The sequence below is a fragment of the Rothia sp. P6271 genome, from assembly GCF_048512995.1.
Taxonomy (GTDB): domain Bacteria; phylum Actinomycetota; class Actinomycetes; order Actinomycetales; family Micrococcaceae; genus Rothia.
In genome coordinates this window covers 489,091-512,373 of sequence record NZ_JBLXXV010000001.1, presented here as the reverse complement: position 1 = coordinate 512,373, position 23,283 = coordinate 489,091, and the positions used below count along the sequence as shown (strand labels likewise).

At 47.4% G+C, this 23,283-nt stretch carries 21 protein-coding genes; 19 read left to right on the top strand and 2 right to left on the bottom strand.

Translation table 11 applies throughout. The features are described 5' to 3' along the window. Window positions 1–374: 374 nt before the first annotated feature. On the top strand, window positions 375–1,520 hold the full coding sequence (locus tag ACN08X_RS02350) for a CAP domain-containing protein (protein ID WP_419105760.1): 1,146 nt from the start codon (window positions 375–377) through the stop codon (window positions 1,518–1,520). An 83-nt stretch (window positions 1,521–1,603) separates the two neighbouring features. Here ACN08X_RS02350 and dacB read toward each other — a convergent pair whose 3' ends face one another. Then, a complete protein-coding gene (dacB, locus tag ACN08X_RS02345) occupies window positions 1,604–2,992 on the bottom strand; it encodes a D-alanyl-D-alanine carboxypeptidase/D-alanyl-D-alanine-endopeptidase (protein ID WP_419107771.1) in 1,389 nt (462 codons plus the stop codon). A gap of 182 nt (window positions 2,993–3,174) precedes the next feature. Here dacB and ACN08X_RS02340 point away from each other — a divergent pair, with 182 nt between their 5' ends. From ACN08X_RS02340 to ACN08X_RS02255, 18 genes are all read left to right on the top strand, one after another. Further along, on the top strand, window positions 3,175–3,651 hold the full coding sequence (locus tag ACN08X_RS02340) for an inorganic diphosphatase (RefSeq protein WP_419101111.1): 477 nt from the start codon (window positions 3,175–3,177) through the stop codon (window positions 3,649–3,651). A 280-nt stretch (window positions 3,652–3,931) separates the two neighbouring features. Beyond that, entirely contained in the window at window positions 3,932–5,050 is a 1,119-nt protein-coding gene (locus ACN08X_RS02335; RefSeq protein WP_419107770.1) for a zinc-dependent metalloprotease, read from the top strand. A gap of 3 nt (window positions 5,051–5,053) precedes the next feature. Beyond that, entirely contained in the window at window positions 5,054–6,229 is a 1,176-nt protein-coding gene (gene tilS, locus ACN08X_RS02330; protein WP_419107769.1) for a tRNA lysidine(34) synthetase TilS, read from the top strand. Window positions 6,230–6,359: 130 nt separating this feature from the next. Then, on the top strand, window positions 6,360–6,911 hold the full coding sequence (hpt, locus tag ACN08X_RS02325) for a hypoxanthine phosphoribosyltransferase (RefSeq protein WP_419103153.1): 552 nt from the start codon (window positions 6,360–6,362) through the stop codon (window positions 6,909–6,911). Between the two features lie 218 nt (window positions 6,912–7,129). Beyond that, window positions 7,130–9,262, top strand: coding sequence for an ATP-dependent zinc metalloprotease FtsH (gene ftsH / locus ACN08X_RS02320; RefSeq protein WP_419101107.1), 2,133 nt, complete (start codon window positions 7,130–7,132; stop codon window positions 9,260–9,262). After that, window positions 9,262–9,834, top strand: a complete 573-nt coding sequence (gene folE / locus ACN08X_RS02315; RefSeq protein ID WP_419101106.1) for a GTP cyclohydrolase I FolE — start codon at window positions 9,262–9,264, stop codon at window positions 9,832–9,834. Before ftsH ends, folE begins: the two co-directional genes overlap by 1 nt. Before the next feature lie 162 nt (window positions 9,835–9,996). Continuing rightward, the gene (folP, locus tag ACN08X_RS02310) at window positions 9,997–10,869 is read left to right on the top strand and encodes a dihydropteroate synthase (RefSeq protein WP_419107768.1); all 873 of its coding nucleotides are present in this window, start codon (window positions 9,997–9,999) and stop codon (window positions 10,867–10,869) included. Window positions 10,870–11,109: 240 nt separating this feature from the next. Continuing rightward, window positions 11,110–11,523: a dihydroneopterin aldolase gene (folB, locus tag ACN08X_RS02305; protein WP_419101104.1), complete on the top strand. Its 414-nt coding sequence runs from the start codon at window positions 11,110–11,112 to the stop codon at window positions 11,521–11,523. Then, window positions 11,520–12,026, top strand: a complete 507-nt coding sequence (gene folK / locus ACN08X_RS02300) for a 2-amino-4-hydroxy-6-hydroxymethyldihydropteridine diphosphokinase (RefSeq protein ID WP_419101103.1) — start codon at window positions 11,520–11,522, stop codon at window positions 12,024–12,026. The genes folB and folK overlap by 4 nt, the downstream gene beginning before the upstream one ends. Further along, complete coding sequence (locus tag ACN08X_RS02295; protein WP_419107767.1) at window positions 12,023–12,550, top strand: DUF3180 domain-containing protein; 528 nt, start codon at window positions 12,023–12,025, stop codon at window positions 12,548–12,550. The genes folK and ACN08X_RS02295 overlap by 4 nt, the downstream gene beginning before the upstream one ends. An 85-nt stretch (window positions 12,551–12,635) precedes the next feature. Further along, window positions 12,636–13,157, top strand: a complete 522-nt coding sequence (locus tag ACN08X_RS02290) for a PH domain-containing protein (RefSeq protein ID WP_419107766.1) — start codon at window positions 12,636–12,638, stop codon at window positions 13,155–13,157. Window positions 13,158–13,159: 2 nt separating this feature from the next. After that, window positions 13,160–14,743 (top strand): PH domain-containing protein, encoded by a 1,584-nt coding sequence (locus tag ACN08X_RS02285; protein WP_419107765.1) that lies wholly within the window; start codon window positions 13,160–13,162, stop codon window positions 14,741–14,743. 50 nt (window positions 14,744–14,793) lie between these two features. Continuing rightward, window positions 14,794–15,687: a Rossmann-like and DUF2520 domain-containing protein gene (locus ACN08X_RS02280; protein ID WP_419101099.1), complete on the top strand. Its 894-nt coding sequence runs from the start codon at window positions 14,794–14,796 to the stop codon at window positions 15,685–15,687. A 36-nt stretch (window positions 15,688–15,723) separates the two neighbouring features. Continuing rightward, window positions 15,724–16,644 (top strand): pantoate--beta-alanine ligase, encoded by a 921-nt coding sequence (panC, locus tag ACN08X_RS02275; protein ID WP_419101098.1) that lies wholly within the window; start codon window positions 15,724–15,726, stop codon window positions 16,642–16,644. 71 nt (window positions 16,645–16,715) lie between these two features. Further along, window positions 16,716–18,203, top strand: coding sequence for a lysine--tRNA ligase (gene lysS / locus ACN08X_RS02270; protein WP_419103220.1), 1,488 nt, complete (start codon window positions 16,716–16,718; stop codon window positions 18,201–18,203). Between the two features lie 33 nt (window positions 18,204–18,236). Beyond that, window positions 18,237–18,515 (top strand): hypothetical protein, encoded by a 279-nt coding sequence (locus tag ACN08X_RS02265; RefSeq protein ID WP_419101097.1) that lies wholly within the window; start codon window positions 18,237–18,239, stop codon window positions 18,513–18,515. Window positions 18,516–18,689: 174 nt separating this feature from the next. After that, complete coding sequence (locus tag ACN08X_RS02260; RefSeq protein ID WP_419101096.1) at window positions 18,690–19,049, top strand: histone-like nucleoid-structuring protein Lsr2; 360 nt, start codon at window positions 18,690–18,692, stop codon at window positions 19,047–19,049. Between the two features lie 457 nt (window positions 19,050–19,506). Continuing rightward, the gene (locus ACN08X_RS02255; RefSeq protein ID WP_419105750.1) at window positions 19,507–22,074 is read left to right on the top strand and encodes an ATP-dependent Clp protease ATP-binding subunit; all 2,568 of its coding nucleotides are present in this window, start codon (window positions 19,507–19,509) and stop codon (window positions 22,072–22,074) included. A gap of 238 nt (window positions 22,075–22,312) precedes the next feature. On the opposite strand, the gene ACN08X_RS02250 is transcribed toward ACN08X_RS02255, so the two are convergent. Continuing rightward, on the bottom strand, window positions 22,313–23,269 hold the full coding sequence (locus ACN08X_RS02250) for an A/G-specific adenine glycosylase (protein WP_419101094.1): 957 nt from the start codon (window positions 23,267–23,269) through the stop codon (window positions 22,313–22,315). Window positions 23,270–23,283 lie beyond the last annotated feature (14 nt).

Below are 23,283 nucleotides of genomic sequence, written 5' to 3'. Positions count from 1 at the left end.
AAATAATCGAATATATCTCATATTCTGAATTGATTTTCGAAAAGCTGTGAATAGTGGTGAACGAAACGCCAAGAAAACTCAGCTAATTATCGAACAAAACCTGTGAATTTATCTCAAATGTGCCCTTCGTTAGCCATAACAGCAAACTAAGCTATCTGTGTATTTGTGCAAGAAAACGCACAGATAACATCAATTTGTAATTGAAATATAGAGACACTAAGCAGTGTTCGAATTCTGTGAATTATCGAAGATATGGATACAAAAATCACAAAAAACCATAAAATATCCATAGAATTTGATAACGATTCTATAAAGTTGTGTACGCACATTGTCCGTTATTACAGCATTCCAAAAGATCGCCATCGGAGAAAGACATGTCAAATACAGAACTCAGTTCACTCAAGAGTCTTCTTCCTAACCGACGCCAGGTAGGAAAAATTGCTCTTGCGGGACTCGGAGCAACAGCGCTAGGTAGCACCGCTGCCCAAGCCGCCTATAGCGATATTCGACGAGTAAGCACCGCATACAGAAATGCAGATGCACAGCGCCTACTCAACCTCATCAACCAATACCGCGCACAATACGGTCTTCAACCCCTGCAACATTCAGCAACCGTTGCAACCGTAATGGACGGAGAAGCTCGTCGCCAATTCATTCAGGGCTACTTCTCACATGGCACCCAATTTATGTACAACCCTAAGGTTCGTGGATACAATTTCGTACGCGAAGTTATCGCACTGTCCTACAATGGGGATATCAGCCAACTTCTAGCATTCTGGAAGAGCTCACCACCGCACCGCGCCGCAATTCTTGCTCCACAAGCAAACACCTGCGGAATCGGACTATGCTACGGCAACGGACGAGGACTCCCTTGGCGAGTCCTCGGAAACGTCGGAATCTACCGCTATGAACGTGGACGTGGACCATCAGACATCCAGCCCACCATCGCTGGCGGAAGCCGTGTCGCAACACAATCCACACAGCCAACCTACGCCATCAAAGGCGGAATCGGTGCAAGCTACCGTAACGGCGGCGGCGAAGCTCGATTCGGCGTCCCCATCATGAACGAAAAAGGTGGACTCGTCGAAGGCGGTATCTACCAGAACTACAGCAAAAACGGCAACATCTCCCAATTCCTTTGGACCGCAGACACCGGCGCGTACCCAGTGCACTTTGAAGGTGATATTGGTCGGTACTGGGCACGACACGGTGAAGAAAACGTCCTAGGATACCCCCTCATGTACGAAACAGGCGGGCTCATCGGCGGCGGCGCATACCAGCGATTCAAACGAGGAAATCGCGTCACCAAAATTATGTGGCACCCACGCTACGGCGCGCACCCCATCCTCGAATACGGTGCAATCTCCGCAGAATGGAGCCGCAACGACTACGAACGCGGATACGGATACCCCATCACCGGCGAATATCGCCACGGTATTGAAGTGCACCAGCGTTTCAGCAAAGGCTACACTATCGCCTGGCATTCACGCACAGGACGTGTACGCGTCTTCAAAAGCTAAGACACAGTACAAAACTTCATCCATATAAAGCTTTGGGTGTGAACCAATATTGGTTCACACCCAAAGCTTTATATTTACCGCACCTAGCGTTGCACCAGAGCAGTAACTGCACGATCCAACGTTTCCTTAGCCCCGTCAATACGAGTAATGTCATTTGTGATAAACGAATACACCAAAGTTTTACCAGAGGCAGAATACCCATAACCCGATAGAGAAATAACAGAATATAGCGTCCCCGTTTTTGCGCGCGCATACCCCTGAGCTTGTCGAGTATCAGCAGAGTTGAAACGTAACGCTAAAGTACCTGAACCACCAGCAACTGGAAAACCGTCCAAGGCCAATGTCGTGTGGGCAGACGAATCAGCAATGGCTTCAAGCACCTGAACAATCATTCTATTCGTCACCTTATTCTCACCTGAAAGGCCACAAATATCTACCGGATGAAATCCTGCAGTATCGATACCGTTCTGCTCTAACGTTTCTTGAATAGAAGCACGTGCCTGCTCAAAAGACCCTTCACGCCCTAAAGAAACTGCAAGATTGCGCCCTAAAGTCTCTGCCAACATGTTATCTGAATGTTGCATCATATACGCTGCCTGTTCAGCAACCGTTGCAGAACTAACCTGCGCAATACGTTCTGAGTTCTCGGTGGCAGGTTCCTCTTCCCCAAGAGAAAAGCTCAGGTTCTTCTGCGCACCTAACTCGTTCAGCAAAGACACAAAATAACGGTGTACTTCCTGCCCTGCTTCTGCCGGTCGAGAATGAGACGCATTCCCCTGAGCGTCTGGAGAATAATGCGAATAAAACGCTATAGGACTCACCGCAGTGACCTCGCCAGCATCAATATCTCCTTGCGCCCACGCCGGATTAACTGAAGGCCCACGATAGATAGACGTATCAAGATTGACACGATAATGTGAAGGTCCCTGCGATAAGCCCTGAACTACCTCTTGTGCAAGTGTTCGTAGCCCAGCATGCCCTACAACATCATCAGGGCGCGATAAACCAGTTCCTAGAAGTGTGTCCCCGCCTGCTACGAGCGTTAAAACGTCGTTTTGACGACGAACACTTGTTTCATAACGTTCTGTTGGATCAACTCGTTCAAGAAGAGCATAATCAACAAGAATCTTCAGGTTAGATGCGGGAACTCTCTGCTGTTCAGAGCCACGCTGATAAAGAACCTCTCCAGAATCTTTATCCACGACCAGTCCCGTCACATTACCGTCAGGTAAAGAGTCTAAAATCTGGTCAAGAGTTTGCGTAAGAGTCGCTGTTTGAGAGTCTACTGAAGAATGAACAGCAGAAGGAATCTGAACAGGCTGAGGGCTAACATACGAAGACGCTGCACCATCAGCTAAAGTATGGGCTGACTGCACGTGAGGAATTGCCCACGCCCCAACACTTAGCGTTGCAACACCTAAAACGCTAGGTAATATCCATTGACGTTTCTTTGATGTCTCTGACGAAGACATAGATTCCTCACCACTCATATATTCTCCCAACACTATTCACCAGCAAAAGTCACGAACGCTAGACTATAAGAGAATAGCCGTAAAACCTCAGGTATATCTCATGTCTAGGTTAGACTGTACACCGATATGCTAAACGTACCTGCAACAGGTACGCCCCAACTCACAACATATAAGGAGACATCATGGAACTTGACGTCACCCTCGAAATCAATCGCGGTTCACGCGTAAAGTACGAAATCGATCACGAAACCGGACGTCTCCGTCTTGACCGTGTTCTTTTCACCTCAATGCAGTACCCCACCGCATACGGATACTTCGATAACACCCTTGGCGAAGACGGTGATCCTCTCGACGCAATGGTCATCCTCGACGTTGACGTTATCCCCGGCGTAGTGGTTGAAGCTCGTCCCATCGCAGTTTTCAATATGACTGACGAAGCTGGCGGAGACGCAAAAGTACTATGTGTCCCTGCCGATAAACGCTATGACCACATCCAAGAACTTGAAGATGTCTCTGAACAGCTCAAAGCAGAGATTCAGCACTTCTTCGAACGTTATAAAGACCTCGAATCCGGAAAATGGGTTAAAGGCGAAGGCTGGGAAGGCCGTGAAGCTGCAGAAAAAATGGTTCAAGAAGCTATCGACCGCCACAACGCATAATTCGCAGGTTTAAGGTTTAACAACCTTTATCAAAGCCTAGAGGCGTCATGGGCAAGAACATATATGTTCTTGCCCATGACGTCTATTTTTTTATAGAGGATATACGACGCATAAAACCTTCCAATACGCCTATGTTGTCAGACTCGCAACCGCCTTCCGCAGAAAGAACTAACACAAGTAAATGTCTCGATGATAAACATTTTTGAAGCACAAAACTTGTGCTCAGCGAAGAACTGCAGGATAAGAAAGATGAGAAAACTGTGGTATAGAGTAAAGAACAATGACTCAAAAAAATACTCTTTCTCACCTCGTAGCTTGGGATACAGCAGCCCAGGTTGCCGCTCAGCTCGTACCTGCTGGACCTCAAAAAACAGTTCAAGAGATGACTCGTGCCGTAGAAAGTATCCGTTATGCGGCTTTAGCGTCCGTTGAACATGTATACCGTATTACTCAACTTGAGGTAGCCCACCAACTCACAGATTCACAGGTTCTCGTCATAGACCGCCCCACATGGTCTCAAGCAAATACGCAAGCATTCTCAACAATGCTCAACACCGAACCTTCTTCACGTCTTGTGCAGAAGATGAAGAAACTAACAAAAACCCAAAAAACCTTAGTCAACTATGCAACAGCAGTTGAAGTCGGTGCCGTGCTCGCTTATCTTTCTACACGAGTACTAGGACAATACGAACCATATGCTGCCCGCGCCGGGTACGGGGCCTCCGGTGGGCGGCTCATGCTCGTAGCACCTAACATCCTTGCCTTAGAAGAAGAACTTCACCTTGACCCCGAAGATTTTAGACTGTGGGTATGCCTGCACGAACAAACACACCGCGTACAGTTTGCTGCTGCACCATGGCTTGATGAGTATATCCTTCAGCTAGTACACCGCCTATCTTCAGATCTAGGGTCGAACACTGAAGAACTTTTTGGGCGCGTAATCTATACGGCCAAAAGTTCTTTAGGAGACTCTCGCTCTACTGATTCAGACCCGACCTCTTTTACGATGAACGATTCTGCCCATAAGACGCTTTCTAAAGTTACTGCCGTCATGAGTCTTCTTGAAGGTCACGCTAACGTTGTCATGGACTCTATTGACGCATCAGTAGTTCCTAGTATCAAAACTATTCGCCAACGGTTTAACCGTCGCAGCCAAACACACACCTTCTTCCACAAAGTAGTGCAAAAACTCTTTGGCATGGAACGAAAACTTCAACAATATAAAGACGGACAAAAATTCGTTCAATACATTGTGGATGCTCAGGGCATGGACCGTTTCAACATGATTTGGGAACGCCCTGAGAATCTTCCTACTGAGCAAGAAATACATCACCCTCAGGAGTGGATTGATAGGGTGTTAGCGTCAACGGAGCACGTCATCCCTTGGGTAGGAGAATAACTGATGCAAAACGGACGACGAGGACGTTTGCATCCGGCAGTAGGACGCGCTCGCACCCTTCTTGAACAAAACATCAATCATTTTTTGGGACAAACACTTATTCACGCTTCAGGTAAAGCGCGTCCACAAGAGAATCCTCCACTTTTTTTGGTGGGTTGTTCTGGTGGCCCTGATTCTTTAGCGTTAGCGTCATTGAGCGCTCATTTCGTGCGTCGTGGTGAGATACGTATCGGTGCAATAATTGTTGATCATCAGCTTCAAGCAGGCTCTGACGAAGTCGCTGTACAGGCTGCACAAACATGCCGTGATATGGGATTATCTCCGGTGCTTGTACGTTCTGTTACTGTTGACGCTGCCCATGAGGGACCTGAAATGGCGGCACGTATTGCACGATATGCGGCGTTTGAAGATGCCGTTAAAGAAACTGGTGCACAAGGAATTATGCTCGCACATACGTTAGACGATCAGGCAGAGACAGTGCTTCTTGGTTTAGCGCGAGGGTCGGGCACAAAATCTTTAGGCGGGATGAGTCCGGTGCGTGTTCACCATGGTGTGAATTATCTCCGTCCTCTGCTGAATTTACGTCGGTATGAAGTCGAACAAATTTGTGTTGCTGAGGGTTTAGACCCGTGGCATGACCCTACGAACCTCGACCAGAAACTTATGAGAGCGAAGGTCCGTCATAGCATTCTTCCTTTTTTGGAAGAACATCTAGGCGGTTCTGTTGCGCTCTCATTGGCTCGTACTGCTGCTATTAGCGGACCTGACGCACAGTATCTTGAAGAAGAAGCCGAAAGAGCGTTTACGAGGGTACAACTTGAACTCTCGGCGGTAGGTGGAGTTGAATCTTTAAACCTTCCTACTGAGACTAATATGCAGGGTGTCGTAGTGATTAACCGTTATGCGTTGAGTCAAGAACATCCAGCTTTACAGCATCGAGTATTATCTTTGGCGGTTCGTTCTTTGGGCGGAGAAAATCCAAGTTTTGAACGTTTACAAGCATTAGGAGAACTCTTGTGCGGTCACACTATTGCTGGCCCTATACAGTTGGCGGGTAAGGTGAGTGCTTACCGTCGCCGTCCACCTGCGAAAGTTACAGTGGAACTTCGTTCATCTGCAGAGAAAAAAGAGATTCTTTTGAAAGAAACTGGGGTTATTGTTTTACTCACCACCGTGTAAGCTCCATACTTAAAGAACGAATACCGAGAAAAACATGTTTAGGTGCCGGTTTGCTTTAGCGCAGCTATCTGCTAGACGGTACACTAATTTTCTACAGCCCCCATATTAATCACAAAGGATTAGAGGAATCGTGAAGGCAGAAGACGTACAGGACGATATCAAACACGTTCTTTTCACCAAAGAAGATATTGACGCAAAGATTAAAGAACTCGCTGCACAGATTGATAAAGATTACGCAGGTAAAGAAGTTCTGCTGGTAGGTGTTCTCAAGGGTGCAATTATGGTGGTTGCAGACCTCTCACGAGCATTGAGTACCCATTACACCATGGACTGGATGGCTGTTTCTTCTTATGGTTCTGGAACAAAGTCTTCTGGTGTTGTTCGTATTCTCAAAGACCTTGACACCGACTTGACTGGACGTGATGTTCTGATTGTCGAAGACATTATTGATTCTGGGCTTACTCTTGCGTGGCTTCAACAGAACCTCATTTCTCGTGGTGCAAACTCTGTTGAAATCTGTGCTCTTCTGCGTAAACCAACATGCGTTAAAACTGATGTTCAGTGCAAATATGTTGGTTGGGATATCGACCCTGAATTTGTGATTGGTTACGGTTTAGACTTTGCAGAACGCTACCGTAACTTGGACTGCATTGCGACTTTAGCTCCGCACGTCTATTCCTAAATACACCTAAGATTCTCCTCTTATACGGTGCGAACGAGGTAAAAATAGTACGCTCGCTCGCACCGTAAAATTTTAGCCTTGAGGGGAACGCACCTGACTGAACGGGAACTTAACAGGTTTCACCTGTACATTAATGTGCAGAATAACCTCTGCCCCTATAGTGGTTGCCTCGTGCTTCTACTAGACGGGTAGTCACCCATATTTGGAGGATTACCGCATTGGCGCAAAAAACCAATAAGAACCCAGAAGAAGATAAAGGGTTCTTCAGCAAGTTCATCTCAGGACCATGGTTCTGGGTGGTGCTCGCTTTAGCCATCTTCGCGACTTTTTCGATTACCTCGATGTTTAACGGTTCAAACCGTGTCGATACGAATGTCGGCTTAGAGTTATTGAAGAACGATAAAGCTGTGAGCGCGAAAATCTATGATGGCGATCAGCGCGTAGATTTAGAGCTTAAAGACGACTATTCCACTCCTAAGGGGCAGAATCTCGGAAAGAATGTCACATTCTATTTCGTAAATGCTCGCGCTGGTGATGTGGTTCAGGCTGTGGATAATGGAAAACTGAAGAGTTACACCGATCAGCCTGTGCAGAGTAACTGGTTTACTTCGTTACTGACGTTCTTTGCACCTTTTGTTCTGATTGCTTTATTGTTCTGGTTCTTGATGTCTCGAGTCAGTTCTGGCGGCTCTCAGATTATGAACTTCTCGAAGTCTCGTGCAAAGAAATTCAATAAAGACAACCCGACCGTACGGTTCTCTGATGTTGCCGGTGTTGATGAAGCTCTTGCGGAGCTTGAAGAAGTGCGTGAGTTCCTTGCTGAACCAGAGAAATTTACTCGTCTTGGCGCAAAAATTCCTAAGGGCGTTCTCTTGTATGGCCCTCCCGGTACCGGTAAGACTCTTCTTGCGAAAGCTGTTGCTGGAGAAGCTGGAGTCCCGTTCTACTCTATTTCTGGTTCTGACTTTGTGGAGATGTTCGTGGGCGTGGGTGCTTCTCGTGTGCGAGACCTCTTCAAAGAGGCTAAGAACCATAAATCTGCCATCATTTTCGTTGACGAAATTGACGCTGTAGGCCGCCAACGCGGTGTCGGCATGGGTGGCGGTAACGATGAGCGTGAGCAGACTCTAAACCAGCTTCTTGTTGAGATGGATGGTTTTGACGGAACCTCAAATATCATTGTGATTGCTGCAACGAACCGACCTGATGTGTTAGACCCTGCTTTGTTGCGTCCGGGTCGTTTTGACCGTCAAGTTGGAGTGGATGCTCCTGATTTGAAGGGGCGTCAACGCATTCTTGAAGTGCATGCTACAGGTAAACCTATTGATCGTCGCGTGGAACTGTCTTCTGTGGCGAAACGAACTCCTGGGTTTACCGGCGCCGACCTCGCAAATGTCATGAATGAGGCTGCGCTATTGACAGCTCGTGATGGTGGAAACGTGATTGATGAGCGTGCTATCGATGAGGCTATTGATCGTGTGATGGCTGGGCCTCAGCGTTCTTCTCGCATTATGAAAGAACATGAACGAAAAGTTACCGCTTATCATGAAGGCGGACACGCCTTGGTTGCGGCTGCTTTGCGTAATTCTTCTCCGGTAACAAAGATTACGATTCTTCCTCGTGGGCGTGCGTTGGGCTACACCATGGTGATGCCTGAGGACGATAAATATTCGACAACTCGTCATGAGCTACTTGATCAGATGGCTTACGCCATGGGCGGACGTGCAGCAGAAGAAGTGGTCTTCCATGATCCTTCTACCGGTGCTTCGAATGATATTCAAAAAGCTACTGAAACAGCTCGTAAGATGGTTACTGAGTACGGCATGAGCTCACGTATCGGCTCTGTTCGTCTTGCTTCTCGTGAGTCTGATCCGTTCCTTGGCGGTGGCGCTGGTGGAGGCAATAATTTCTCGGATGAACTTGCTTATGTGGTAGACCAAGAAGTTGCTGCTTTGCTTGAGAACGCCCATGATGAGGCCTTTGAGATTCTGACTGAGAACCGTGATGTTTTGGATCGTCTTGCCTATGCTCTTCTTGAGAAAGAAACTCTTCTTGAGAAAGAGATTGCAGAGATTTTCAAGGATGTTCGTAAACGTCCTGAGCGTTCACATTGGTACTCTAAAACAACTCGTGAACCTTCTTCTTTACCCCCAGTAAAGGCTCCTAGTGAGGTGGATGGTTCTTCAGAAGATTCGCAAGAGAATGAGCCTATTGTTCAACAGCCTGTGATTGATACGGATTCTTCTCCGGTTGAGAAACCAGCGACAGATGTTCATCCTTCTCCTGGACTGGGCGGAAATGATAGTGATGCGCGCGGTTCAGATGGGAGTCCTTGGGGTGGTGCACGCTAATGGCCGTGGATCAGCCTCGTATTGAAGCAGCTGTTCGCGAGATTCTATTAGCGATTGGGGAAGACCCTGATCGTGAGGGTCTTGTCGATACCCCTGCTCGAGTGGGGCGCGCTTATGCAGAGATGTTCTCTGGTTTGCATGATGAACCCGGCCATATTCTGGGGACGACTTTTGATATTGATCATAAAGAACTAGTGCTTGTGAAGGATATCCCGTTTTACTCTACGTGTGAGCATCATCTTGTACCGTTTTTTGGTCATGCGCATGTGGGGTATATTCCGGGAGATTCTGGGCAAGTGACGGGTCTTTCAAAGTTGGCTCGTACGGTGGACTTATTCGCTAAACGTCCGCAGGTGCAAGAGCGTATGACGACGGAGATTGTGGATGCTATTGAGCGGTATCTTCGTCCAGCTGGTGCAATTGTTGTTGTAGAAGCTGAGCATATGTGTATGGCAATGCGCGGGGTTCGTAAGCCGGGCGCTAAGACCGTAACGAGTGCTGTGCGCGGTCAATTACGTGCTGAGGCAACTCGTGCTGAGGCGATGAGCTTGATTAATAGTTCTTGCTCGTAGTTCCGGAAGTCTGTGAAGAATCTTCTGCCGATGCAAGGGTGAGGGCACCTACGAAAATATCGTAGGTGCCCTCACCCTTATGCGGTGTGTACTTGTGCGTATTCTTGTGGTGTCTGTATGTTTTAGTTGCTATCGATAAATTTTTAGAAAGTGGGCGTTGTGGTGTCTTCTGTGTTTTCTTCTTCTGGTACTCATGTGATGGGTATTCTGAATGTCACTCCTGATTCTTTTTCGGATGGTGGTGAACACTATACGTTGCAAGAAGCAGTAGACCATGCATACCGTATGGTTGAAGATGGTGCCACGATTATTGATATTGGTGGTGAATCAACTCGACCTGGTTCTACCCGTATTTCAAGTGTTGAGGAACAGCGCCGTATTTTGCCTGTTCTTGAGAAATTACGTGATATTCCTGCTTTTTTGAGTGTCGATACGCTTAACCCCGATACGGCTCGTGTTGCGGTTGAAGCTGGTGCAGACATTATTAATGATGTTTCGGGAATGAATCTTTCGGAGCAGATGATTGATACGGTTGCGTCACTGGATGTTCCTTATATTTTGACTCATGCTCGTGGTACTTCTGAGACGATGAATGATTGCGCCAGCTATGAGGATGTTGTTGATGAAGTGTTTTTTGAGCTTCGTTCTTTGCTTGATCGTCTTCTTTCTGGGGGAGTGGCGTCGAAGAATATCATTCTTGATCCTGGTTTAGGTTTCGCAAAAGTTGGTATGCAAGATTGGCAGTTATGTGCGTCGATGACACGGTTTCAAGAGCTGGGGCACCCGCTATTGATTGCTGGATCTCGTAAGCGCTTTTTAGGGCGTTTATTGGAGGCTGAAGATCGTCAACGTGCTGAATGCCTGGGTGTTGAGCCTCGGGGTCGTACTGTTGATGAGCGTGATGCGGCGACGGCAGCGCTGAGTGTTATTGCGGCGTTAAATGGTGCGTGGGGTGTGCGGGTTCATGATGTTCGCTCTAGCGCCGACGCTCTTGCGGTTGTTCAACAAGTGAGAGCTTATTCTTCGGAAATGTGATGTTTTTCTATTGATGAAGCGACATGAGGTGTTTTTGACCTAAAAACATGTGTGAGCTTAACCTCTATTCCAAGCGCATTTAGTTCGGTTTTTAACTCTAAAACCTTGCAATGGTGCGGAAGAGGGTCTTCGTTGAAATATTGATGGTATTCAATGTGGCGACAAACAACACTAAGCATGCTCAGGAACAGTGGATAATAGGAGACGGTAATACCCCATACTGCCGAACAAAGGAACATTGTGACGGAGTACCGCACTATTACAGAACAAGCTGTGCCCTCTGCGTATCGTACCGCAGACCGTATCACCCTCAATGGTGTTGGGTGCGTCGGGTATCACGGCGTTCTTGATAGTGAGCGGCAAACTGGGCAGCCGTTCTTTGTTGATATTACGATGTTCACAGATTTCTCGCGAGCTGTTGCAGACGATGATGTTGCATATACAGCAAATTATGCTGAAGTTGCTGAAACTATCCGTGATGTGGTGATGGGTGAACCTGTCGATTTGATTGAGACGTTGGCAGAAAAAATTGCGCAAGAAGTGTTAGACCATTTCCCTCTTCTTGCCGTTGAAATAACCGTACATAAGCCGAAAGCTCCTATTGAGGTGACTTTCTCGGATGTCTCGGTGACAATTTTCAGGGAGAAAAAATGAGCGTAACTGCTATCTTGGCTCTTGGTTCAAACATGGGGGATAGAGAAGAGACCCTCATTAGAGGTATCGCAGATTTGTGTAGTCATCCTCAGATTTCTGTACAGAATATCTCTCCGGTTGCGGTAACTGCTGCAGTGGGCGGGCCTGAAGGGCAACCTGATTTTTTGAATCTGGTCATTCAAATTGAGACTGATTTACGTCCTTTTGAGTTGCTTGAGTACACGCAGAGCGTGGAGTCTAAACATCACCGTACACGCGAGGTTCACTGGGGGCCTCGTACCTTAGACATTGACATCATTGAATACGGCAATATGCAGATGAGTCAGACCGACTTGACGATTCCTCACCCTCGCGCCGCTGAACGCGCTTTTGTGCTTGAACCGTGGGTGCGGATGGATCCTTCTGCCGAGCTACAAGGTGTGCCGGTTGCTGAGTTAGCGCAAAAAGCTGAAGACCGTGATGGTATCCGCGAAATTCGTGAAGCACCGGTGGTTTGTGCATGACGTCTTTACGTCTGAGAGTATTACTCAGTGTTTTTCTTGGTGCTTTTATGGTTGGCGCCTTAGCTAATGCGCTGAGTGTGCGTTGGGGTGGCGCAGAGCTGATGCTTTCACCTTCGAGTCTTCTCGTTTCAGTGATAATTTGTGCCCCCTTGATGTGGTTGGGTGTTCAGGTATCACGTTTTCGTCAGCAAGACCGGCGGGTTGATGCTGGGCGAATGAACCCTCTTTTGGCAGCTCGTACTGTTGTGCTGGCTCAATCTAGCGCCTATACGGGTGTGATGATTGCTGGCTGGCATAGCGCATTGCTTTCGTACCAGTTGTATATGTTCACTCTTCGTGCCGCATGGCCTCCGCTGGTAACGTCGATTGTTGATGTTCTTGCCGGTGCGCTTTTATGTGGTGTCGGTGTTTGGGTAGAGCATCTGTGTAAAATACCACCTTCTGATTCTGACGATCATGCCCCTAAAGACGAGCACATTCTTGAGCGTGATAGCCGTGGATATGCACGTCAGGATGATATTTAATAACTATTTTGAAGGTTGAGATGCAGGTTACTTTTCGATAGTGTGTAGTTAAAGTTATGGCCACTAGAAAATGAGGTACCTTCTCATGACTCAACAGAACTCAACAATAGAAGATATTGAGCAGCGGCCGTGGATACGAGTATCACCCTCCTATGTGAAGATTGTCCTTATCAATAGGGCCATCTTCCTGCTGGTCATCATGAGTGTCGCAGGCCTTGTCTGGATGTTTCGTGAAGACGAGTTCTTCTCCTCTGGCCTCAAACTTCCTATTATTCTGGGAGTCTTAGGCGTTTTCTTCCTCGGACAACTGACATACCTTCTGCTGGCGCCTCGCTACGTCAAATCTATTGGGTATCACCTTGATGAACGCCATCTCGTTATCACCCGAGGAATCTTGATGCGAAAAGTCATCTCTGTTCCTTATGGGCGTTTGCAATACGTAGACGTCACCTCTGGCCTCGTGTCAGGAATCTTTAAACTCGCTTCTCTAGAGCTTCATACAGCTTCTGTTGGAACAGAGGCAAAAATCCCGGGGCTTCCTCAACCTGAAGCTGAAAAAATACGAGAGATTCTGACTCAAGACGGCGTAGAACAGATGGTGAAGTAACGATGAGCGAAACACCACAAGAACATAATTTTTCTCTTGGACACGATGATGCCAAGAACAACACACATGACGAACCTCAAAATAGCGAACAAGTACCAGATGAAGAACTTCATTGGAAACGTGCCCACCCGCTGAGTCCTCTTGCCTCAAGCTGGTTTATTCTTGCGTGGATCGTATGGATTACCGGTAAAGAACTCTTCGAATCGGGGTTTTTAGAGTCAGATACTTCTTTGCTCGAGTCTCTACGAGACTTTTTAACTTTCATTACTTCAACCCCTAAAATTTTTGTTCCGGCACTGTTATCTGTGGTGATTTATTATGGGGTAACGTATCTTGGCTGGTTCTTTACATTCTTTGCTGTTGGAGAAAAATTCTTTCACCTTAAAACGGGGGTTCTCGTTAAAAAGAACCGTAAAGCAAATATCAACAAAATTCAGTCCATCGATATTACGTCCCCATTCCTTGCTCGTCTTTTTGGTCTATCAGAAATGACAGTTGACGTAGCGGACGGAGACGGTAGTGCTCTTTCGATTAAATTCCTCAAACACCAACATGCTCAACAATTACGTTCGACTTTGCTCCAAAGAATAACGGACGTTAAGCAGTCTCAGCATGCTGCGCCCACACGAGAAGAATCAGAAGACTCACCTACCGTAGTGCTCTCGGAAGAAGAGAAACTGCAACAATTTTTACAGCAGGAGAATCTCCCAACGCCTACGGCAGTTGAGGATTCTTCAGAACAAGAGCTTTTGAGAGTTCCGCCCAAGCGTCTTGTCGCGTCATTATTGTTGGACGTGAAAGTGCTGTTCCAGCTTCTGATTCTTTTCATCTTCATAGTAATTAATCTGAGAGAGCTCGGTGGATACTCTTTCTCCTTCTCAAACATTACGTCCATCATCATTTTGTTTGGTTTTGCGAGCTCTCTATTTAACACTTTTGCCCGCCGCTATAATTTCCGTATTGCAGATACTCCTGAAGGTCTTAAAATTCGTTATGGATTATTCGATACCGTGACCCAGAGCGTACCCGTATCAAGAATCCAAGGGCTACAGATTAATCAGAGCGTTCTCTGGCGATCTTTGAACTGGTACAAAGTCGTAATCAACGTCGCCGGCTACGGCATCAAAGACATGATGAACGATAAAAAAATTACGGAAGAATTAGTTGTTCTTGCAACAGGTGAAGAACTCGAAAAAATCTTAGACATGGTTCTCCCCGTCCATGAAGAACGGGTAACAGGCCGATGGCTTCTCTACGCTCATGGAACTCGAGGCACTGAGGCTGGTTTTCGTCCTCGTGTAGCAAAACTCCGGTGGCTACGTCCACTATCGTACCGCCGTGCAGGGTTTACCCTCACCGATAAATACTTCATCCTTCGTGACGGTGTCTTGTACTACAAGCTTTCCATCATCCCCTACCAGTTTATCCAATCTGTTGATGTGCGCTCTTCACCTTTAGAACGACATTACGGGGCACGCACCGTTAACATTTGGACTATTGTGGGCCCTATTTCCGCCACAAATAAGAACATTCATGCCGAAGATGCCCAAAGAATTGTGCAAACTCATCGTGACGTCTACCGATAAGTGTGCATAAGGGCAGAATCTAAGGAAACAACTAGGGTAAGCTGTTACCCGTGAGTTTTACACAACCAGCCCGCATGAAAATTGGTGTGATATCTGCCGGTAAGGTAGGTGCCGTCCTCGGCGCCGCCCTACGGGCCGCTCAACATACCATCGTCGGGGTACATGCCATCTCAGAGGCTTCTCGCGAACGTGCTGAGATGCTACTACCTGGTGTTCCTCTTCGCAGCATCCCCGATATTGTGCAAGAAGCTGAAGTCGTATTACTTGCTGTACCTGATGATGCTATTACTTCCGTTGTTGAAGGAATAGCGCATACTGTCGGTTGGAAAAACGGACAAATCGTTTTTCATACCTCCGGTATGCACGGCATTTCGGTTCTTGAACCAGCTGCCGCACAAGGTGCAATTTGTTTAGCAATTCATCCGGCCATGACCTTCACTGGGCTATCTCTGGACCTAGCGCGTTTACAAGATACTTGTTGCGCAGTAACAGGGCCGGCACCATTTCTACCTATTGCTCAGGCACTAAGCGTTGAGATGGGTGCTGAACCGGTAACTATTGCAGAAACAGACCGTGGACTGTACCACGCGGCATTGGCACATGTGGCAAACCACCTTGTGACCATTACTGGACAATCACTACAAATTCTCGAATCTATTGGGGTTCCCCAACCTGCACACTATTTACGTCCGCTCCTTCAAGCAGCGTTAGATAACGTGTTATCTTCTGGCGAAAATACGCTCACAGGACCAGTAGCTCGAGCCGATGTCCAGACGGTACACACACACGCACAAGAACTTAGCCAGTATGCACAAGAAGAGAACTCTGAAGATATCTCAATAGCGTACGTAGCGTTAGCTCAAGCCACCGCGCAGAGAGCTCACGCGCGAGGCGCATTGAGTGATGAACAGCTTGAACGCGTCCTAGACGCCTTACAACGCTAACGTTTTAGTGCACATGATGAAAGGATCTTTCACCCCGTGACGAGTAGTCCAATAATTATTCGTTCTGTTGATGAACTTCGCCAAAGCGTCAGTTCAGCACTTGAACGAGCCCAAGAACAAGCTCACCAGCAGGCAACAGAAGAACAACCCGCAACACCCGTAACATTGGGTTATGTGGCAACCATGGGCGCATTACATGAAGGACACGCCACGCTCATCCGTCGCGCTCGCGAACAAAATGATGTTGTTGTGGTCTCAGTCTTTGTCAATCCTTTACAGTTTGGTCCTGGCGAAGACTACGAGAAATATCCACGCACCCTTGAATCAGATGTTCAGGTTGCTCAAGAAGCTGGTGCCGATATTGTTTTTGCCCCAGATAACGACCAAATGTATCCTTCTGGCACCCCCTTGATTACGGTGTCTTCAGGGAAGCTCGGAAATCTTTTTGAAGGTAAAACACGTCCTGGGCATTTTGATGGTGCTTTGACGGTTGTCAATAAGTTCTTTAACATTCTTAAATCTAGTGCTCGTCATCATGTTGTCAACGCATATTTTGGTCGTAAAGACGCACAACAGGTGTCGTTGATTCAGCGTATGGTTCAGGATTTTAACCACGATATTGTGATTAAGCCGGTGCCTATTGTGCGTGCTGATGACGGTTTAGCTCTTTCTTCTCGCAATCAATATTTGAGTGCTGAAGATCGTGAGCGTGCGCTGGTGTTATCGCGTACATTAGCGATGCTTCGAGAACAGCAGATTACTCGTGGGCTCACTGAAGATGATATTAGCGCTGCTCGCGAACGCATTGACGCTGTTGAAGGTGTGCGCTTAGATTATCTTGAAGTAATTGATTCAGAAACCTTTGAACCTCCGGCAGCTGATTCATCAAAGGTCTTGGCTCTCGTGGCAGCCTATGTGGGGCAGACTCGTCTCATTGACAACATGGAATTAAACTAATTTTTCCGCTATATATTCAAAGACGTTAGGTTTTTTACGTGACTAATCATCAGAAGGGCGTTTCTTCAGAAATGCCAGTTATTGCAGATATGTCTGAACAGATGCAGATTCGTTTGGGCAAACGTGCAGATATCCTTGCTTCAGGACGTGAAGCATACCCCGTGGGTGTGCCTGTAACGACCACTATTGAGGCTATCCGCGAAAAATACGACGGTGTGCTTAATGCTGAGGATACTACCGGCGATATTGTGGGTATCGCTGGGCGTGTCGTGTTTGTGCGTAATACCGGTAAGCTGTGCTTTGCAAGTTTACAGCAGGGTAACGGTACTCGTATTCAGGCGATGATTTCTCTTGCCGGTGTAGGCGAAGAAGCCCTTGCTGATTGGAAAGCTTTAGTTGATCTTGGCGACCACGTTTTTGTTCATGGTGAAGTGATTTCTTCTCGTCGCGGTGAACTTTCTGTGATGGCTGATTCTTGGCAGATGGCTTCTAAGGCGTTACGCCCTATGCCAACGTTGCATAAGGAACTGAACGACGAGACTCGTGTCCGCCAGCGTTACCTCGATTTGATGGTTCGTGATGAGGCTCGTGAGCTCGTAATTAAGCGTGCAAAAATTACTCAAACTATTCGTGATGTTCTAAACGGGCACGGCTATATTGAGGTTGAGACTCCTATCTTGCAGCTGATTCATGGTGGTGCTGCGGCGCGTCCGTTTGGTACACACCTGAACGCGTTTGACCAAGATATGACGTTGCGTATCGCTACCGAGCTTTTCTTGAAACGTGCGCAGGTTGGCGGTATTGAGCGCGTATATGAAATCGGGCGCGTTTTCCGTAATGAGGGTGTCGATTCTACTCACAGCCCAGAGTTCACAACGTTAGAATGCTACGAAGCGTATGCTGATCAGTTTGTGATGGCTGAGCGTATGCGTGAGATTATTTTGGCTTGTGCTGAGGCTGTAGGCATTTACCAGATTGAAACTGATAAAGGCACTATTGACTTGAGCGGTGAATGGAAGTGGGTTGCAGTCTATCCTGGTCTGTCTGAGGCTGTTGGGGTAGAGATTACTCCGGAGACTCCCGCTCAGGTACTTCGCGATATTGCTCAGAAGCACGATATTTCTGTAGACCCTCAGTGGGATGCTGAAAAACTTGTGGTGGAGCTCTTTGGTGAAATTGTTGAACCGACGTTGCTTAATCCTACTTTTGTGTATGATTATCCGCCGTCGGCTCAGCCGTTGGCTCGTCCTCACCGTGATAAGCCGGGGCTGATTGAGGCTTGGGACTTGATTATTGGTGGCATGGAACGTGGCACTGCTTTCTCGGAGCTTATTGATCCGGTAATTCAGCGTGAGCGTTTGACGGAGCAATCTCTTCTTGCTGCTGGTGGAGATGATGAAGCGATGCAGTTGGATGAAGATTTCTTGCGTGCTCTTGAGTATGGTGCTCCTCCAATGGGCGGTATTGGTCTTGGTGTGGATCGTCTGATTATGCTCTTTACGAATGTTGGTATTCGAGACACTATTTTGTTCCCGTTGATGAAGCCAGAAGCTGATTAAACTTGTGTGAAAGCGTTGCCTGCAGGAGTTCCTGTGGGCAACGTTTTGTATAAGCACGATATTCTAGAGAAAAGTTTTCATGAGGAAATGAGTTCGGTGATGGATTATCTTATTGCGATTATGCCTTCTTTAGGGGCAGGTATTGTTCTCTTTTTCATTTTGCGTTGGATTACTCGTGCTGATAGGACGGAACGAGCTACTGCACGTGGGATTGAAGAAGACGCAAAGCAATGGTATGAGAATGTGAAGAGTTCAAAGGGTACTCGTGATCCTTTTGGAGGGGGAGAGTCAAAAGATACTGAGGTTAAATAAAAATAGTGTTTTTTCACTATTTATTTTTCACCTTATTCGTATTTATTGCTATTCTTCTAAGGGATATATAGTATATAAATGTATGGATTCTGTTTCTTAGAATGAGAAGAATAATTCTTTCTTTGTTCTAAGTGGTGTCCTTTGCTACGGTTTAGATAACTCAGGAGAAACGTAATGGCTCAAAAGGTAAAGATTATTCTTGAAGATGACCTCGACGGCGGTCCCGCAGAGGAGACTGTGCGTTTTGGTCTTGATGGTGGCCAGTACGAGATTGACTTGTCTAGCGCAAATGCAGCTCGCTTGCGTGATGCTGTGCGTCCTTTCGCAGCGAAGGCACGTCGTGTGCAGGGTGCGCGAACTCCTGGCCGTCCTGCTGGTTCACGTTCTGTTTCTGCGCCTAAGCGTAATCCCGAGACTGCTGCCATTCGTAAATGGGCTAAAGACAACGGTTATGACGTTTCTGACCGCGGTCGTATCCACCAGGATATTCAGGATAAATACTACGCTCAGCAGAAGACTAAGGGCGATTTCTAAGAACCTGCTATCTTTTACCTGATTTTTAAAGATTTTGGGGCCTCCTGTTTGGGAGGCCCCAAAATCTTTAAGGTCTTTATGTATTTTCTTGAGAAAATATATAAAGTTCTTCTTTTATGTTTTTCTAGTCCACACTTTAGGGGATATGTATGTATTGATATATCCTCGGTATTCCTACTGAAACTATTTTATAAGCTTTCTTATCTTAATAGTTTTTAAAGAAACTAAATGCTCATGAATGTTACCAATAGTATTCATTTTCTTTTTTAACAAATTGATAAGCGCCTAACAGATAGCTCAGAACTACCAAACTTTAACACTTCACATAGACCCTCAACGCCTCCGGCAGAGGAAACCTAACGAATCCTCATCTTTTCACCGCATGCGAACAGCCCCCAGAAAGAACAAAAATACGCGTAATGTTTTGCATAACGTAATATTTTGTGAGGAGTGTTCAATGTTTGAACGATTTACCGACCGTGCTCGGCGCGTAGTGGTTCTAGCGCAAGAAGAAGCGCGCATGCTAAACCACAACTACATCGGTACCGAACACATCCTATTGGGACTTATCCACGAAGGCGAAGGTATCGCTGCGCGTGCACTAGAATCCCTAGGAGTGAGTCTCTCGAGTGTTCGAGAGCAAGTTCAAGACATCATCGGCCCTGGTGCTCAAGCGCCATCCGGGCATATTCCTTTTACCCCGCGGGCAAAGAAAGTTCTAGAACTTTCGATGCGTGAAGCTATTCAGCTCAACCACGGATACATTGGCACCGAACACATCCTCTTGGGGCTTGTGCGCGCCGATGAAGGTGTCGCAAATCAGGTTCTTACCAAACTCGGCGTAGACGGCGCTAAAATACGTCAAACTGTTACCGACCTCATCGCAGGATACTCCGGAAACAACGAAGGCAAAGAAACTGCCGGCGTTGGTGCTGGAAACTCCAAAGAAGGTGCGCCTGCCGGTTCTGCCATCCTCGACCAATTCGGACGTAACCTCACCGCAGCTGCCCGCGAAGGCAAAATGGATCCGGTCATCGGTAGGCACCGCGAGATGGAACGCGTCATGCAGATTCTTTCACGCCGCACTAAGAATAACCCCGTACTTATCGGTGAGCCCGGTGTCGGTAAAACTGCTGTGGTTGAAGGGCTTGCTCAAGCAATCGTGCACGGAGACGTTCCCGAAACGCTCAAAGACAAGCACCTCTACTCACTCGACCTCGGCTCTCTCGTAGCTGGTTCACGCTATCGCGGAGATTTTGAAGAACGACTCAAAAAAGTTCTCAAAGAAATTCGCACCCGTGGCGACATCATCCTCTTCATCGACGAAATCCACACTCTCGTTGGTGCTGGTGCAGCAGAAGGCGCCATCGACGCAGCCTCAATCCTCAAGCCCATGCTTGCTCGCGGCGAATTGCAAACTATCGGCGCAACCACCTTGGATGAGTACCGCAAACACATCGAAAAAGATGCTGCCTTAGAACGTCGTTTCCAACCTATTCAGGTAGATGAACCTTCGCCAGCTTTGGCTATTGAAATTCTCAAAGGCGTACGCGACAAGTATGAAGCGTACCACCGCGTGACCATCTCAGATGAAGCCATCGAATCAGCGGTAAACCTTTCTGCACGGTACATCTCTGACCGTTTCCTCCCCGATAAGGCAGTAGACCTCATCGACGAAGCGGGTGCACGTCTACGTATCAAACGTATGACTGCACCACCAGAGATTAAAAACCTCGAAGAACGTATCGCACAGCTCAAAGCAGAAAAAGAAGCTGCTATCGCCGCTTCTGAATTCGAAGAAGCAGCAGAGATTCGTGACCGCGAACAACAACTCATCGAGAAAAAAGATGAGGCAGAAAAGAAATGGCGCGAAGGCGGAGACGAATTCGGTGAAGTGACTCCCGACGTGATTTCTGAAGTTCTTGCCTACGCAACAGGCGTTCCTGTCTACAAGATTACTGAAGAAGAGACCAGCCGCCTACTCACCATGGAAGATGAACTCCACAAACGAGTTGTCGGACAAAAGAACGCTATTAAAGCTCTTTCTCGTTCTATTCGTCGAACCCGTGCTGGACTCAAAGACCCCAACCGTCCCGGAGGCTCTTTCATCTTTGCTGGTCCTACCGGTGTTGGTAAAACCGAGCTTGCTAAAGCTCTAGCAGAGTTCCTCTTTGGCGATGAATCAGCACTCATTACCTTGGATATGTCAGAGTACCAAGAGAAACATACCGTTTCTCGTCTCTTCGGTGCACCTCCCGGATATGTGGGCTTTGAAGAAGGCGGACAGCTCACCGAGAAAGTACGTCGTAAGCCGTTCTCTGTTGTTCTATTTGATGAGGTTGAAAAAGCACATGCCGACCTTTTCAACTCGCTTCTACAGATTCTTGAAGACGGTCGCCTCACAGATTCGCAAGGACGTGTCGTCGACTTCAAGAACACTGTTATCATCATGACCACTAACCTTGGTTCTCGTGATATGGCACGTAAAGTGCCTGTCGGTTTCCAAAGCGTTGGAGATGTTGAAGGTGACTATGAGCGGATGCAAGCACGCGTGATGGAAAGCCTCAAAGAGCATTTCCGTCCAGAATTCTTGAACCGTGTTGATGACATCGTCGTCTTCCCGCAGCTTTCTGAGACTGAAATCTTGCAGATTGTGGACCTGTTCACTGGTCGTTTAGCTCAGCGTCTTGCGGAGCAGGACATGAGCATTGAACTGACGAACTCTGCGAAGATTCTGATGGCAACAAAGGGATACGATCCTGCAATGGGTGCACGCCCACTCCGCCGTGAGATGCAACGGAACATTGAAGATGTTCTCTCTGAAAAGATTCTCTTTGGAGAAATCAAACCGGGAGAAAAAATCACGGTCGACACGGTGGGCGAAGGAGATCTCGCAAAATTTGTGTTCTCTTCCGTCACGATGAGCGAGCTATCTGAGGACTCAGTAGACTTCTCCGCCCACGAGGCAGAAGAAGAAGCTGAAGAAATCGTTGAGCACGCTCAAAGCTCCGAAACAGAAGAGTAGAGGCATTCCTGGGAGCACCTCAGCTCTCAAGAAACCATGGATGCAGTCAATGACTAGTAAACCTCCCTCCCCTGCACAGGGGGAGGGAGGTTTAGTTTCCTGTATCTGCCTAGCCATATGTGAGAGTAGAACACTCCAAAGAAGCTGGAGCAGGCAACCGAGGTTTTAGCTGGTTTAAGATTCCTGTGTTATGTATCGCGTGAACGTGTAATGCAAGGCAGGGAAAACACCTCACTCTTTAAAGGCTCAGACCCGATGAAGTTCTTTGAGCTAACCCGTCATGAACTAGCGTAGATAGACACCGTTCTTTCTGCTCAAAAGGACTATTGAGCTGATGTAAATGCGTTAGCTCCTCAGAAATATCTGGGCGATGATTTACCGTATGAGCATCAAAGAACATTTCTGGTGGCACAGGTGTGAGTGCCTGACGCAAAACCGCCATAATAGCACCTCGTAGCTGACGGTCTGTACCGTGCCAAGTCTGCCCCTTAGGGGTGTAATCTGCTGGAGGTTTTCCTGCGCGAACCCACGCACAATGCTCCTGCACCGGACATACCTGACATTGCGGGGTACGTGCAGTGCAGATAAGAGCACCAAGCTCCATTGTTGCCGCATTCCACTGAACAGAGTCCTCTAAAGATTCTGGCATGAGTGACTGCGCTAATCGAGTTTGCGCTGCTGTAAGAGATTTACCCGGTAAGGCTTTCGCCAAAACAAGTCTGCTATGAACTCGTCGAATATTAGTGTCGATAACTGTTGCTCTGCCACCAAAGGCAAAAACACTAATAGCAGCAGCCGTATATGAGCCAACACCGGGTAGCGCCACTAACTCTTCGTAACTTTTAGGGACGACACCAGAATGTTTTTCAACAATCGTCTTTGCGGCTTCATGAAGACGAAGAGCGCGCCGAGGATACCCAAGCCGTCCCCATGCCCTAAGAATAGTTGCAGAATCTTCTGCCGCAAGAGCAGCCGGTGTACTCCACCGTTCAAGCCAATATTCCCAAACCGGTAACACACGTTTGACGGGGGTTTGTTGGAGCATGAACTCACTGACCATCACCTCCCAGCCCGTGCGTGTCGGGGCACGCCACGGAAGGTCTCTTTGGTTCTTCTCGAACCACGAAATAATGTTTTGGTGGATGACGGCGAGTTCTTGTGCCGATGGTGATGAATGAAAATGCTCAGAAGCCACAAGAACACCATAAA